Origin of the sequence: Leptonema illini DSM 21528 (genome assembly GCF_000243335.1) — a bacterium.
Lineage (GTDB): Bacteria > Spirochaetota > Leptospiria > Leptospirales > Leptonemataceae > Leptonema > Leptonema illini.
The window spans coordinates 2,367,782-2,380,903 of record NZ_JH597773.1; the positions used below are offsets into that span (position 1 = coordinate 2,367,782).

The 13,122-nt window shown below is 55.9% G+C and carries 12 protein-coding genes; 8 read left to right on the top strand and 4 right to left on the bottom strand.

The window, feature by feature from the left end:
- The first annotated feature begins 72 nt into the window (after window positions 1–72).
- Both LEPIL_RS10915 and LEPIL_RS10920 read left to right on the top strand, forming a co-directional pair.
- A complete protein-coding gene (locus tag LEPIL_RS10915) occupies window positions 73–2,460 on the top strand; it encodes a Lon protease family protein (protein WP_052608508.1) in 2,388 nt (795 codons plus the stop codon).
- Entirely contained in the window at window positions 2,457–3,188 is a 732-nt protein-coding gene (locus LEPIL_RS10920) for a universal stress protein (protein ID WP_002772540.1), read from the top strand. Before LEPIL_RS10915 ends, LEPIL_RS10920 begins: the two co-directional genes overlap by 4 nt.
- Before the next feature lie 9 nt (window positions 3,189–3,197).
- Here the strand turns inward: LEPIL_RS10920 and hslV are convergent, their stop codons facing one another.
- Window positions 3,198–3,740: an ATP-dependent protease subunit HslV gene (gene hslV, locus LEPIL_RS10925; protein WP_002772541.1), complete on the bottom strand. Its 543-nt coding sequence runs from the start codon at window positions 3,738–3,740 to the stop codon at window positions 3,198–3,200.
- 130 nt (window positions 3,741–3,870) lie between these two features.
- On the opposite strand from hslV, the gene LEPIL_RS10930 reads away from it, so the two are divergent.
- On the top strand, window positions 3,871–4,434 hold the full coding sequence (locus LEPIL_RS10930) for a DinB family protein (protein ID WP_002772542.1): 564 nt from the start codon (window positions 3,871–3,873) through the stop codon (window positions 4,432–4,434).
- A gap of 45 nt (window positions 4,435–4,479) precedes the next feature.
- Here LEPIL_RS10930 and LEPIL_RS10935 read toward each other — a convergent pair whose 3' ends face one another.
- Together LEPIL_RS10935 and LEPIL_RS10940 are read right to left on the bottom strand one after the other, a co-directional pair.
- Window positions 4,480–5,193, bottom strand: coding sequence for a hypothetical protein (locus LEPIL_RS10935; protein ID WP_002772543.1), 714 nt, complete (start codon window positions 5,191–5,193; stop codon window positions 4,480–4,482).
- 134 nt (window positions 5,194–5,327) lie between these two features.
- The gene (locus LEPIL_RS10940; protein ID WP_002772544.1) at window positions 5,328–5,705 is read right to left on the bottom strand and encodes a hypothetical protein; all 378 of its coding nucleotides are present in this window, start codon (window positions 5,703–5,705) and stop codon (window positions 5,328–5,330) included.
- Between the two features lie 145 nt (window positions 5,706–5,850).
- On the opposite strand from LEPIL_RS10940, the gene alaS reads away from it, so the two are divergent.
- The 5 genes from alaS to LEPIL_RS10965 all read left to right on the top strand — a co-directional run bounded on the left by alaS (window position 5,851) and on the right by LEPIL_RS10965 (window position 12,322).
- On the top strand, window positions 5,851–8,658 hold the full coding sequence (alaS, locus tag LEPIL_RS10945; protein ID WP_002772545.1) for an alanine--tRNA ligase: 2,808 nt from the start codon (window positions 5,851–5,853) through the stop codon (window positions 8,656–8,658).
- Between the two features lie 48 nt (window positions 8,659–8,706).
- Complete coding sequence (locus LEPIL_RS10950) at window positions 8,707–9,195, top strand: YajQ family cyclic di-GMP-binding protein (RefSeq protein WP_002772546.1); 489 nt, start codon at window positions 8,707–8,709, stop codon at window positions 9,193–9,195.
- A gap of 1 nt (window position 9,196) precedes the next feature.
- Window positions 9,197–10,159, top strand: a complete 963-nt coding sequence (locus LEPIL_RS10955) for a tetratricopeptide repeat protein (protein WP_002772548.1) — start codon at window positions 9,197–9,199, stop codon at window positions 10,157–10,159.
- A 5-nt stretch (window positions 10,160–10,164) separates the two neighbouring features.
- The gene (locus tag LEPIL_RS10960) at window positions 10,165–11,247 is read left to right on the top strand and encodes a helix-turn-helix transcriptional regulator (protein ID WP_002772549.1); all 1,083 of its coding nucleotides are present in this window, start codon (window positions 10,165–10,167) and stop codon (window positions 11,245–11,247) included.
- Between the two features lie 250 nt (window positions 11,248–11,497).
- Window positions 11,498–12,322 carry a sterol desaturase family protein gene (locus LEPIL_RS10965; RefSeq protein ID WP_002772550.1) on the top strand — a complete coding sequence of 275 codons (825 nt, stop codon included), beginning with the start codon at window positions 11,498–11,500 and terminating at the stop codon, window positions 12,320–12,322.
- Between the two features lie 81 nt (window positions 12,323–12,403).
- Here the strand turns inward: LEPIL_RS10965 and LEPIL_RS10970 are convergent, their stop codons facing one another.
- The gene (locus tag LEPIL_RS10970) at window positions 12,404–13,093 is read right to left on the bottom strand and encodes an LIC_20245/LIC_11074 family protein (RefSeq protein ID WP_002772551.1); all 690 of its coding nucleotides are present in this window, start codon (window positions 13,091–13,093) and stop codon (window positions 12,404–12,406) included.
- Window positions 13,094–13,122 lie beyond the last annotated feature (29 nt).

Genomic DNA, 13,122 nt, shown 5'->3' on the forward strand with positions numbered 1-13,122 from the left:
TGCGAATTCCGTCGATTCGCGTAGCATGAGCCCGTGAATTCGCTTCCCGTTGAAAAGCTCATCCGGCGCTGTATGCCAGATTCCCTTCCCTTTGAAACGACGGCCGATCTTGCCGACCTGCCCGGCGGACTCGGTCAGGAGCGCGCCGAAGAGGCGGCCGATTTTGCGCTGTCGATGCGATCACCGGGGTATAACGTATTCGTGCTCGGCCCGACGGGCAGCGGACGGCGCAAGCTGATCTTTCAACTTCTCGAGCGAAGAGCGCCCGACGAGAAAACGCCCGACGACTGGTGCTACGTGCATAACTTTGCAAAACCGCACCGTCCTCTTGCTCTGCGCCTTCCGGCAGGAATGGGCGTGCGGCTACGCGAAGACATGAGCCATCTGCTTGAAGATCTGAAAACGGGCATACCGGCCGCCTTTGAAAGCGACGAGTTTCGCATGCGACTCTCACAGATTGAAGATCAGTTCAACGAGAAGCAGAATAAAACACTGGAAGAGATCGGTAAAGATGCGGCCTCACAGAAGATAGCCCTTCTACGGACGCCGGGCGGATTCTCGCTTGCTCCGCTGAATCCCGACAAACTCGACGACGTTCTCTCACCCGAGCAGTACATGAGCCTGCCCGAAGATCATCGCCGCCATCTTGAAGCCGAAGTGGAACGCCTGCAGCAGAGGCTTCAGGAGGCCATCCGGCAGTTTCACGTCTGGCGACGCGAAAGGGCCGATCGGCTGCGTGCGTTAAGCGAAGAGGCCGTCCAATTCGCCGTCGGTCATAGCATGAGCGATCTGCGCACGTCCTGGGCGCAGTACCCTGACGTGCTCACATATCTTGAAGCGGTGAAGAAAGACGCCGTCGAGCACATGCAGGATTTCAGACCGCCCGAGGCAGGCGTTCCGCAAGAAACCGATTTCACACGCTACAGCGTTAACCTTGTCGTCGATCATGCCTCCAACGGAGGGGCTCCCGTTATTTATGAAGAGTCGCCGACGCATCCGAATCTGATCGGGCGAGTCGAACATATCGCCCAGCTTGGCGCCCTGATCACGAACTTTACGCTGATCAAAGCAGGCGCTCTACATCGAGCGGCCGGCGGCTATCTGATCCTCGACGCTCAGAAGCTGCTGATGCAGCCCTTTGCCTATGAGGCTTTAAAACGCACGCTCTCTACGGGCGAGATACGTATCGAATCTCCGGGTCAGATCTATGGCATGGTCAGCACGGTGTCGCTTGAGCCCGAGCCCATTCCCTTCGCCGGCCGCGTGATCCTCGTCGGCGATCGTTCGCTTTATTATCTGCTCTCGGCCTATGATCCGGAATTCCGGGAGCTTTTCAAGATCGCCGCCGACCTTGAAGACGAGATTCCGCGCACCGACGATAACCATCTGCTGATGTGCCGCTTTATCGCCTCGCTCTGCCGGCGTGAGAATCTTCTGCCCTTTGATCGCAGCGGAGCGGCCCGTATTATAGAGGCTTCGGGACGCATGGCCGACGATCAGCAAAAGCTTTATACACACGCCGAATCGCTCTGCGATCTGATTCGCGAAGCCGATCATTTCGCACGCAAGAACGGACATGCACACGTCCTGGCCGATGATGTCGATCTTGCGCGCAATGCCCGCGAAAGGCGTCTCGGTCGCATTCGCGAAATGCTCATTGAGCAGATTCTGCGCGGAACAATGCGTATCGATTCCGATGGAGCGGTCATCGGTCAGGTGAACGGCCTTTCCGTTCTTTCGACGGGCGACACCTCGTTCGGCACGCCTACGCGCATTACGGCGACGGTGCGTCCGGGTGAAGGCGAGGTGCTTGATATACAACGCGAGGTCAAGCTCGGCGGAGCGCTGCACTCTAAAGGGGTATTAATACTCAGCTCTTTTCTCGGCAGACGCTACGGGCTTCAGGGCTCGCTCTCCCTTTCGGCCAGCCTGGTCTTCGAACAGACCTACGGCATGGTCGACGGAGACAGCGCCTCAACGGCCGAGCTCTGCGCCATCCTTTCGGCGACGGCCGGTATTCCCATTCTACAGCGTTATGCAATCACCGGCTCGGTCGATCAGTTCGGGAACGTTCAGGCGATCGGCGGCGTGAACGAAAAGATCGAGGGATTCTTCACCATCTGCTCCAAACGAGGGTTAACCGGAAGCCAGGGAGTCGTCATCCCCGAGACGAACGTGCCTCATCTCATGCTGCGGGACGAAGTCGTCGAGGCGGTGAAAGACGGACGTTTTCATATTTACGCCGTAAGAACGGTCGACGAGGCGCTTGAGATCCTGACGGGAGAGTCGGCCGGCGTGGCCGATGAACAGGGGGCCTTTCCCGAAAGCTCGATCAACGGCCGGGTCTTTCAAAGACTGAAAGAGTTCGCAGATCTGCGAAAGCGCCTGCGTGAAGAGCAGAAACCCGGCGTTTCTCCGTCCGAAGAGTCGACCACGCCCTCCGAGGCGGGAGAGGCATGAGACGCCGTATCGTTCTTTCGATCGATAGCTCGTCGCGCGGACGAAAAGCCGTGCACTGGGCCGTGCGCGCCGCCTCTACTCTACAACTTGACCTCACCGGGCTATTTCTTGAAGACGAACGTATACTGCGTATGGCATCGCTTCCGCTCACGAAGGAGCTCGGTCTCCTGGCGGGCGATGTGCGAGCCTTTGAAACCACCGATGTCGAACGCCATCTGCGCCGTGAGGCGAGAGAACTGGAAATTCTTCTCAAGCGGTTAACGCAGCAGTACCGACTCTCGTTCAGCTTTGAAACGGTTCGCGGAGATCCCTTTCAGGCCATGCACAGCCGCCGCCAGGGTGATGATATGCTGCTTCTGGGATTCTTCGACACGCGAGTGCATTCTATCGACTGGGCCCGGCAAAAATCTTCGGGCCCCATCGCAGTCTTTATCGACGACGAAACGCATTCAAAACAAACGCTGGCCGTCGCCGAAAGACTGGCAAAACAGGAACGGCGACCGCTGCTGATTCTGCATCCGACCGCTTTATCGGCCGACGCGCTGACGAAACTGGTCGGCACGCTACAGGTGCCGATCCAAACGCAGTCCGTTTCGGGAATCGAGCAGCTTGTGCAAAGGGCCCGCCTCTTTCATGCCGACCTGCTTGTTTTGCCCGACGGCGGCCGGCTCGGTGATCCGACCTATTTGCAATTGCTTGCCGGCGAGATCCCGGTGCTGCTTGTTTAACCGTATCGATTACAGAACTTCAAGCGTCAGGTTATTATTCGTAAAGACGCAGATGTCGGCGGCGATTTTCATCGAGCACTCGACGACGGTCTTTGCGTCCATATCAGTGTTGTGAACGAGAGCACGGGCGGCGGCAAGCGCATAGTTTCCGCCCGAGCCGATGGCGAGGATGCCGTCATCGGGAGCGATCACATCGCCCGTTCCCGAGATCAAAAAGGACTCTTCGGAATCGGCGACGATAAGCAGCGCCTCAAGCCGACGCAGCATGCGATCGGTGCGCCATTCGCGGGCAAGCTCGACGGCGGCCCGACTGAGCTGCGAACGATACTGATCGACCTTCTTCTCGAAAAGCTCGAAAAGCGTAAAGGCGTCGGCAGCGCTACCGGCGAATCCGGCGATGATGTTCTTCCCTTCAAGGCGACGCACCTTTCGCGCACCGGCCTTCATGATGGTGTTGCCGAGGCTTACCTGGCCGTCGCCGCCCATGGCCGTCTGGCCGTTTTTACGCACACAGAGGATGGTCGTTGCATGAAAAACAGGAAGCTCGCTCATGCGGACAGATTGCTTTCTCGGCGATGCCCGCAAAGCAAAATTGTGTAAAAAGGCTTGCCGGAATGGACGGCCCGGCATAAAGTAGAACGATCGGTCTACCACATCAACAAAAAAAAGAAGGAGAGTGTATATGTCGTTAGAAGAACAATTCCCGTCTGAGATCCCCCTGCCCGACGCCATTCAGAATCCCGAAGAGCTGTTAGCGGCCTGGAAGAATGTTCGCTCCACGATAGAACAGATATTAAAAAGCATCGAAGACAGGGGCTTCGTCGAAGCCTCGCCGCAAGGAGGCTGGAATGCCGGCCAGAATGCCGAGCATCTGTATAAAACGCAGTATGGCTATGCGCGTATGATTCCGGCGACACTGAAAGGTCGTATCGGTATGGATGCATCGGAGCTAAAAAAGCTCTCGTATAAATCGCTCTTTCGTCGCGCATCGGAACCTGGCAAAGCAAAGAATCCGGAAAGCGTTTCGCCGACAGAAACATGGAGCAAGGAACGTTCGCTTAAAGAGCTTCCGAAAGCCATGCAGATACTGGAAGAGAATTTTCGCGGCCGAACGGTTGAAGAGCTTCGCAGCCGGGGATTCCCGCATCCGCTTTTCGGGCCCGTATCGCTTCTTGACTGGACCTACATCCTGACGGCGCACGAAATCGCCCACGGGCGTTCCCTGGCGCGCAAATACGGCCTTTAGAGCTTGAGCCGGTGGAAAATCACCGGCCCATCGGCGCGTACGGCGTCAGAGGTTGATCTGCCACTCGTTCCGCTTGTTACGACGATCGTAGTAGGCGGCGATGAGCATATCCATCGAATACAGGGCGGTGCGCAGGTTCTGGAATACAAGGCGGAGCGCCTTCAGCTGCACTTCCGGGCTGGTATTTTCGAGGCTTTCGAGCATACGCAGGTTATGCGTTCTTGTTTCGAGCTGCAGCGTTTGAATGCTCGGATAATAGAGGCGCATGATCTTGCGCGTCCATAGCTCATATTTATTCACGCCGCGGATCATCGAATCGAGAACAATACAATCTATTTCGCCCGTTTCGGCATAGTGCAGAGAAAGAACCTTCTTTGAGTTTACAAGCAGGCCGTCTCGCCAGGCGCCGGGATTGTCTTCGAGTACGATTTCCTGATACCGTTTGAGTTCGGGATACAGCTTGATCAGTTCTTTGTGTTTGGAGACGACGTCGAGGATGGCCGTATTGACGTTCTGAATCTCAAGCTTCAGAAGCCGCTCCACCTCACGACGGTATTCGCCTTCTTGAGGGTTATTCCCCCAGGAGATGGCGGGCAGGATCAGCTCGTCGGCGCCGGCCTTACGAAACTCCTGATGATTCTTGCACTCCCGGGCCGAATCTTCGGGCTTTTTCAGGGGCCGCTCTTCGGTCTGGGCCACAACGCCGGTGACCGACAAAAGCAGGATAAGTGCTGAGACTGTACGAATACCTGGACGCATGACCATTTACCTCAATTCAGCTTCGGACGAATGAAGTCCTGAATTCAAAGGTAGAGATTCTTTTTTTCAGGTAAAGGAAAAAAGATGCAAGTTTTTCCCCGAAACTTCCGAAATTCGGGGATTTTCGGGTCTGATTACAGCTCGTATGGACGCGGCTTGCAGGTATTCAACACGAAACGGTAGTAATTCATGGCATCGGTGTCAGACAGCTCCGCCGCCGGACACGGAACGAGCAGAAGGGCGACAAAGCAGGTATCCAGGCTCTCTTTATAGTAGAAAGGACGTGTCAGGATGCGATCGTAGCCTGCATCGAGCAAAAAGAGGGCCGGTTTATAAAGCGTGGTACAGTTGTTCGCATTGATCGTAATGGCGGTATTCAGGTATCCCCGCGCCTCCTCAGCTGAGAGCACCTCATCTCTCGCAAAAAGGGAGGCTGTATCGCTGCTCATCCACAAACAGGAAGAAAGCATCGGAAGAAGCACAAGCGGCAGAAAACGTCGCAGATCGAACATGCCTGAGCAGATTTTCGATCCTTTGCCGTCCTGTCTACAAGAACGTACGTCTGTATGATAAAGGGTCGCTCGACGGAATCGCCTGCGGCAGGGCGGGCGTTTTTTTATTTTCCTGTAAGGGACCATTTCTATACAGGCATCGTCTATGAAAGCTCTGACCTGCGCCGAATTACGTAAACTCTGGATCGAATTCTTCGAGTCGAAAAAGCATCTTCAACTGCCCTCCGCAAGCCTGTTGCCGGCGGGCGATCCGACTTTGCTTTTTACGTCGGCGGGTATGGTTCCATTTAAGGCATATTTCGAAGGCGCAGAGACTCCTCCAAGCCCGCGCATCGCCACGATTCAGAAATGCCTGCGCACCACGGACCTCGAAGTGGTGGGAAAAACGGCACGGCACTGCACCTTTTTTGAGATGCTCGGCAACTTCAGCTTTGGCGACTACTTCAAAGAAGAGGCCATCGAATGGGCGTGGGAGTTCTCGGTCGACTGGCTGAAGCTCGACCCGAAAAAGATTCATATTACCGTTTACGAAGACGACGACGAGGCCATTCAAATCTGGAATAAGAAGGCCGGCGTTCCGCTGGAGCGCATCACCCGACTCGGCAAAGATACGAACTGGTGGGGACCGGCCGGCGATTCCGGTCCGTGCGGCCCCTGTTCTGAGCTCTATCTCGATCGCGGCGCCCACATCTGCAAAGGGCCGACGGGCTGCGGCGATCCCGATACGTGTAAGCCCGGCTCGGACTGTGACCGCTACCTTGAATACTGGAATCTTGTCTTCAATCAGTTTAACCAGGATACGCGAGGACAGCTGCATCCGCTGCCGCGAACAGGCATCGATACGGGCGCCGGTCTCGAACGCATCGTCGCGCTTCTCGGTAACACCGATACCGTTTACGAAACCGACGAGCTGGTGCGCATCCGCACGAAGGTGCAGGAGCTTGTGAAAGAATCGACGGGCAAAATGCCCGAGATCAACGATACGACGCTGGCCGCCTTTCGCGTACTCACCGATCATGCGCGCTCGTCGACGTTCGCCCTCTCTGACGGGATTCTGCCCGATAACACCGGCCGCGGTTACGTCGTTCGCCGCATCATCCGGCGTGCGCTTCTTTTCGCACATCATCTGGGCGTGAACGAGCCTATCCTGCATCGCCTGCATCCCGAGGTCGTCTCGATTTACGGTTCTTTTTATCCGGAGCTTGTCGCCGAACAGAAGAAGGTTCATGACATCCTGCTCTCTGAAGAACAGCGCTTTCTCACGACGCTTGAAACGGGCGTTCGTAAATGGGATGAATACCTTGCCGAAGCGAAGGCGGCGAAGGCGAAGGTCTTCCCCGGCAAACAGGCCTTCACGCTCTATGACACGTTCGGATTCCCGCTTGAGATGACGATTGAGTTAGCCGAACGCAACGGCATGACGGTCGACCTGAAAGAATTCGAGCGACTGATGGAAGAGCAGCGCGAAAAGGCCCGCACGGGAGCGAACTGGAAGGACTTCAAGCTGCCGGCCGACTTTCCGATCAGCGACGAAACGCGCACCGAGTTTGTCGGTTATGATACGCTTTCGGATGAAGGCGCCGTCATCGGCATGATCATCGGCGATCATACGACGTCACAGATGAAGGCCGGCGACGAAGGCATGATCGCGACATCTCGCAGTCCGTTTTATCCCGAAGGCGGCGGCCAGCAGGGCGATACGGGATTTCTTGTAGCTAAAGGCGGACGCTTTCGCGTCGAAGATACGCGTAAAAAAGGCGAGCTCATCTTTCATATCGGCCGTCTCGAAGAAGGGGCTCTGAAAACGGGCGATCGCATAGAACTCAAGGTCGATACGGATCGTCGTACGCTGCTCATCGGCCATCACAGCGCCACACATCTTCTGAACAGCGGATTGCGATCCGTTCTGGGCACGCACATCTTGCAAACCGGATCGCTCGTATCGCCCGACTATCTGCGCTTTGACTTCTCGCATCCGAAACGCATGGAGCCTGACGAGATCGAACAGGTCGAGCGTTCGGTAATCAAAGCCATCATGGCAAAGGCAAAGGTCGAGGCGAAGATCCTTCCTATCGACGAAGCGAAGAAAACGGGCGCGATCGCCACGTTCGGCGAGAAATACGGCGAGCAGGTGCGCGTGATCACGATGGGAGAGCGACAGGGCGAGAACGAGCCCTACTCCGTCGAGTTCTGCGGCGGATGCCACGTGAAAAACACGGGCGACATCGCCCTCTTTCATATTCTGCGTGAATCCAGCCCCGGTGCCGGTAACCGTCGCATTGAGGCCGTCGCCGGCAAACGCGTCACGGCCTACTTCGATGAGCAGTTCTCTGAGCTTCGCGCCGAGCAGATGCGCCTGCTTGACGAGATCGCCACTCATAAGGTCGATCTGCAGGCGGAATCAAAAGATCTGAAAGCCCTGGCGTTACCCGACGTGAAGGCCATCGAGTCGTCGCTGGAAAAAGATCCCGAGCAGAGCATTGTCTTTGAAAAACGTATTCGCGATGCTCGCGAGGCTCTGAAGTCGATCGAGAAGCGTATGCGAAAGGCACTCGCAAAAGGACCCGCCGACGGAGCAGAACTTGCGGAGTCCCTCCTTGCTTCGGCGAAATCGACGGGCGCCTTCAAGGTCGTCGTCGCACGACCGGATTCTCTGGACGGCCAGGCATTGAAGGCCCTTGCCGACGTCTTACGAGAACGCGAGTCGAAGCTCATTCTTCTTGCCGGCTCGGCTACCGAGAAAGGCCCCGTCCTTGTTTACAGCTGCACGGCCGAAGCCGTAAAAGTCGGGCTTGACTGTTCTGACCTGATACGGCAGACTTCTGCTCATATCGGCGGCAAAGGCGGCGGAAAGAAAGACATGGCACAGGCCGGCGGCACGCTCGTCGAAGGGATCGAGAAGGCCCTTGCCGAGGCCACAGCGCTTGTCGAGGCCCGACTGGCGGGAAAATAAAACCGGGCGGCTTCATCGCCGAAGCGAAAACCCTGAAAAGGAGCGAACATGGCAGAGTATTCATTTGACGTCGTTTATAAAGTCGACGAGCAGGAGTTATCCAACGCCATCAATCAGACGCTGAAAGAAGCAAGTACTCGCTTCGACTTTCGCGGAGCGACCATCGAGATCGAACGCGAGAAAGACGGCATTCACATGGCTTCGTCCGACGAGATGAAGCTGAACCAGCTCATCGATATGCTTCAGAGCAAGCTCGTGAAACGCGAGATCAGCCTGAAGGCCTTTAAGTTCGGGGAGTTCGAGAAGAACATCTCGGGCAGGGTGAAATGCAAGGTGACGACGCAGAACGGCCTGTCCACCGAGCAGTGCAAGACGGTGACGAAGCTGATCAAAGACTCCGCTCTGAAAGTGACGACGCGACAGCAGGGTGATGCGGTGCGCGTAACGGGAAAGAGCAAGGATGATCTACAAGCAGTCATGAAGATGCTGCGTCAGAGCGAGATCGATTTCGCCGTCACCTTCGACAACTACCGTTAACATGGGAAGCCTCGACGAAGCGCGATCGTTGCTCGAATCAGGAGACTTTGCCGGCGCCGTTCAGGCGATAGGCGAGCTGCTCGAACGACATCCTGAGAACTCCGATCTGATGTCGGGGTTCTATGCCGCTTCGTACTGGGAACACCGACAGGCGCTGTTAACGCAGGCTCCGGCAGGCAAGCTGTCCGGCGCCTATCTGCTCGACGAATGGAACGCCTTTGAATCCCTGCTTCGCGATAAAAAGCTCGACCTGACGCCGTCCGTCGACTCGGCGATGAGAGCCGTGCTCAATCATGCGGCCCGTCAGTTTCGCCACCGCTTCAAAGAAGGATCGGTGGGTACTGAAGACATGGCGGCGCTGCTGCAGCTCTCGCGTAACATGATGCGTCTGCGCGATTACCGCAACGCTCGCGATCTGCTCGGCTTCGCCCTTCAGCTTCAGCCGCATCGTCCCGAAACGATGATGCTTCTTGGCGAATGCAGGGCCCTTGTCGGCGACGAAGAAAAAGACGCTCTTGAATACGAGAAAGGGCTCGGAACGATGCGAGACGCCTTTCTTCTGAATAACGCTCCTCTTGATGTGCAGGCCTATCGCTCCTCGCCGGCCTCTGAAATCGTCGGTGAACTTAATTTTCGCTTCAGCGGCGAAGAGAAAGAACGCGTCGCCCTGTGGCTACCGGCCGAATGGATGACGGCCGTTCTTGATCATCCGCATCTGCGACGTCTGCAATCCGACGAGATTCTGCAAATCGAAGAGGAATGCATGCGCCTTGAGCGAGACCTGCCGACGCTTGACGATCGTTATCGCGAGAAGGCGGCGGCCCGTCTCTGTTTTTATTCGCTCGTTCTGCTGCACTCGCTCTATCATCATTATGACAACGAAGCGAGACGCGATGAGCTGATCACATTGATCGGCCGCCTTCGCCCCGGCCTTCTGAACCGCAGCCGCCTTTCTGAAAACTGATCGTTATGGCTCCTTTCTTTCACGCCCTTCTGCCGGGCCTGCTCTGGATGGATATCGCCCTCGTCGGCGCGATTGCCGGTATCTTTTTGATCGCCTCGATGCGCACGTCGAAGAAGGATCTGCGGCCGCTTTTTGGTTTCTTCTTCTTGATCACGACCGAGATCTATCTGATCTACTGGCTGCTTCATTATATCGCACCGCCCGAGCTGCTCTCCTCGTCGGCGGTACAGCTTGTTTTCGGTGCCGGCATCCTGCTTCTGCCGTATTGCTTCTGGATGTTCTCGCTTTCGGTCTTTGACGATGGGTTCCGTCCCGGTCGATTGCATCTTGCCGTTCTTCTCGGCCGTTTTCTACTTGTGGCCGTGACACTGCCGGGCCGCCTGCCCGAGCATCCCTTTCTCTTTCTTGAAAGCAGCGGTAAAAGCGACGACCTGCTCTATCTCTTTCCCAACATCCTCTACTCGCTTGCTCTTATCTTTCATTCGCTGCTTGTCGCCCATCGCGGTCAGCGCGATGATCTCGTCGAACTGCGTCTTGATCTGCGGCGCATCTTTGTTCTCCTGATCGGGCTTTTGATTGCCTGGATCATCGCCTCGCTGTTTATTCTGCGACCGCTTCAGGCCGATCTTCCGGTAAGTCTCATCAACGCGACGATGACGCTTTTACTCTCGCTGGCCTTCCTGTGGCTTGCGATACGTCTGCATCCTGATATTCTTCCTCTTGAACTGAAAGAGAAGGTCGGGTATCGCCCCGATCCCGCCCTCAAAGAACGCCTGCTTGAAGCTCTGGAAAAAGATCACATCTACAGGCAGGAAGGCCTCACGATCGGCGAGCTGGCCCGCACGCTTTCCGTACAGGAGTACCGGCTCAGGCGCCTGATCAACGGCGAGATGGGATTCCGCAACTTCAACGATCTCCTGAATCGCTATCGCATACAGGAGGCCTGCGAGTTGCTTGATCGCCCCGATCTGCCGATCATCCGCATCGCCACCGATATCGGTTACCCTTCTCCTGGCCCCTTCAATCGGGTCTTCCGAACTCTGACCGGACAGACTCCGACCGAGTACCGCCAGCGCAAAAAAGAATAAGGCCATCTCAAGAATTACTTAGCAGGCTGCTGAAAAAGCAGCCTGTTATGCGCGCGGCAGGGTTCCTCCGGGCATAGGTCTTCGATCGATTTCAGGAAATCGGCCTGTAAGGATTCTGGTGCTCAGGATTTCGATGCCGACGCCGCGAAATCCTTCACAATTTCGAAATTGTGAAGCTTATTTCGGCATTGAGAAGACGGCTCCGGCGAAAAGGGGTAAGCTACGGTCATCAAACCATGCGAGGATTTCCATGACGTCCGTCTTTGACCGCCCTCTCTCTGACGTATTCCTGATTATCAGCGGCACAACGCTATTGCGCTACCTATTTTTTGCCGGCTTCGCCTACGTCGCCGTCTGGATCGTTCTGCGTAGCAGGCTGCTTCACCGTCGCATTCAGAAGTCGTTTCCAAAAGCGAAGCATCTGCGCCGTGAGATCGGCTACTCTCTGCTCACCGTATTGATCTTCGCCTCCGTAGGCGTCGGCATGCATATGGCGCAGAAGGCCGGGTACACTCTCATGTACAGCGACTTTCACGAATACGGATGGGGCTACTTTTTCTTCTCGCTTGCCGCCCTCATCGTTTTGCATGACGCTTATTTCTACTGGGCCCACCGACTGATGCATCATCCGAAGATCTTTGCCCGCGTTCATCTCGTACATCATAAGTCGACCGACCCCTCGCCGTGGGCCGCTCTTGCCTTTCACCCTTTTGAAGCGGTGCTTGAGGCGGGCATCCTCCCGATGGCCGTTATGCTCTTCCCGCTGCATGTGTACACGTTGCTTGCTTTTCTCGGCTTTATGATGTTCCTGAACGTGCTCGGCCATCTCGGATTCGAGCTGTATCCGAAGGGCTTCACAAAAAGCCCTCTGATGGGCTGGAACAACACGGCGACGCATCATAACATGCATCACCGTTACTTCAACTATAATTACGGGTTATACTTCAACTGGTGGGATCGTATCATGGGTACCAATCATCCGAAGTACCATGAAACGTTCGAACGCATCACATCGACTCCGTTGATCGGTTCAGGGAGAACCGGCTCCATTGAAGTGGCCGAAGAAGGGGCTTGAATCAACGAAGGATGCTCGACACATAACGGACAGGCCACCGCTGAATGCTCAAGCCCTCTTTATTGGAATGTGTTTGAGGGCTCAGTTAACGGCGTTTTTGATCGCCTTCTCTTTCTGATCTTCGAGATTCTGAATCTGCTTCTTATTTCCTTCGAGGACGGCGCTGTATTTCGACTTCATATCGTCGTCCATCTCATCGCCCATCTTTTCAAGAACGTATTCAAGCAGCTCGGCTCGATCCTTCATGCCCTTCATCTGAAAATCATAGAAGGTCGTAATATCGTCGGCCGAAGCCTTTCGCGAGGTGATGCGCTGCTGGATGTCGACGATGCGGCGTCGCTCTTCTTCAAGCTGCTGCTGTCGCTCGGGCGTTACGCGCTGCGGAATAATGGAGTTACCCGGAAATCGCTTACGCAGCGTGTCGAACTGCGACATCTGCTCGTCCGTATAAGGCATGCCCGTTTGCGGGTTGGTCGGATTGCCCTCACTTGCCTTTTCGAGAATCTCGGGTTCTTCTTCCAGCGGAGCCGGTCCGCCTTCGTCGGGGATGGCGCTTTCGCCGACGCCCGTTCCCCAGAACTTCGAATCAAAGACCGATGTTGGAGCGCCGGCATCGGAGCTCGATCGTGACGATCCGCCCCCGAAAATGGCGGCCATCGCCTCTTTCTCGCCATCGACCTCGCCCGGGCGTGTATCGTCCGGCGCCGTCCATACAACGATAGCGGCAAAGATCACAGCGATGATAAGAAAAGTAATGCGCGATTTCGACATGGTTCCTCTATTTTAGAGACGAACCATGC

What these genes read in the sequence shown, in the direction of transcription:
- LEPIL_RS10915 (WP_052608508.1), top strand. Translation starts at nt 73, where the DNA reads ATGCCAGATTCCCTTCCCTTTGAAACGACGGCCGATCTTGCCGACCTG.
- LEPIL_RS10920 (WP_002772540.1), top strand. Translation starts at nt 2,457, where the DNA reads ATGAGACGCCGTATCGTTCTTTCGATCGATAGCTCGTCGCGCGGACGA.
- hslV (WP_002772541.1), bottom strand. Translation starts at nt 3,740, where the DNA reads ATGAGCGAGCTTCCTGTTTTTCATGCAACGACCATCCTCTGTGTGCGT.
- LEPIL_RS10930 (WP_002772542.1), top strand. Translation starts at nt 3,871, where the DNA reads ATGTCGTTAGAAGAACAATTCCCGTCTGAGATCCCCCTGCCCGACGCC.
- LEPIL_RS10935 (WP_002772543.1), bottom strand. Translation starts at nt 5,193, where the DNA reads ATGCGTCCAGGTATTCGTACAGTCTCAGCACTTATCCTGCTTTTGTCG.
- LEPIL_RS10940 (WP_002772544.1), bottom strand. Translation starts at nt 5,705, where the DNA reads ATGTTCGATCTGCGACGTTTTCTGCCGCTTGTGCTTCTTCCGATGCTT.
- alaS (WP_002772545.1), top strand. Translation starts at nt 5,851, where the DNA reads ATGAAAGCTCTGACCTGCGCCGAATTACGTAAACTCTGGATCGAATTC.
- LEPIL_RS10950 (WP_002772546.1), top strand. Translation starts at nt 8,707, where the DNA reads ATGGCAGAGTATTCATTTGACGTCGTTTATAAAGTCGACGAGCAGGAG.
- LEPIL_RS10955 (WP_002772548.1), top strand. Translation starts at nt 9,197, where the DNA reads ATGGGAAGCCTCGACGAAGCGCGATCGTTGCTCGAATCAGGAGACTTT.
- LEPIL_RS10960 (WP_002772549.1), top strand. Translation starts at nt 10,165, where the DNA reads ATGGCTCCTTTCTTTCACGCCCTTCTGCCGGGCCTGCTCTGGATGGAT.
- LEPIL_RS10965 (WP_002772550.1), top strand. Translation starts at nt 11,498, where the DNA reads ATGACGTCCGTCTTTGACCGCCCTCTCTCTGACGTATTCCTGATTATC.
- LEPIL_RS10970 (WP_002772551.1), bottom strand. Translation starts at nt 13,093, where the DNA reads ATGTCGAAATCGCGCATTACTTTTCTTATCATCGCTGTGATCTTTGCC.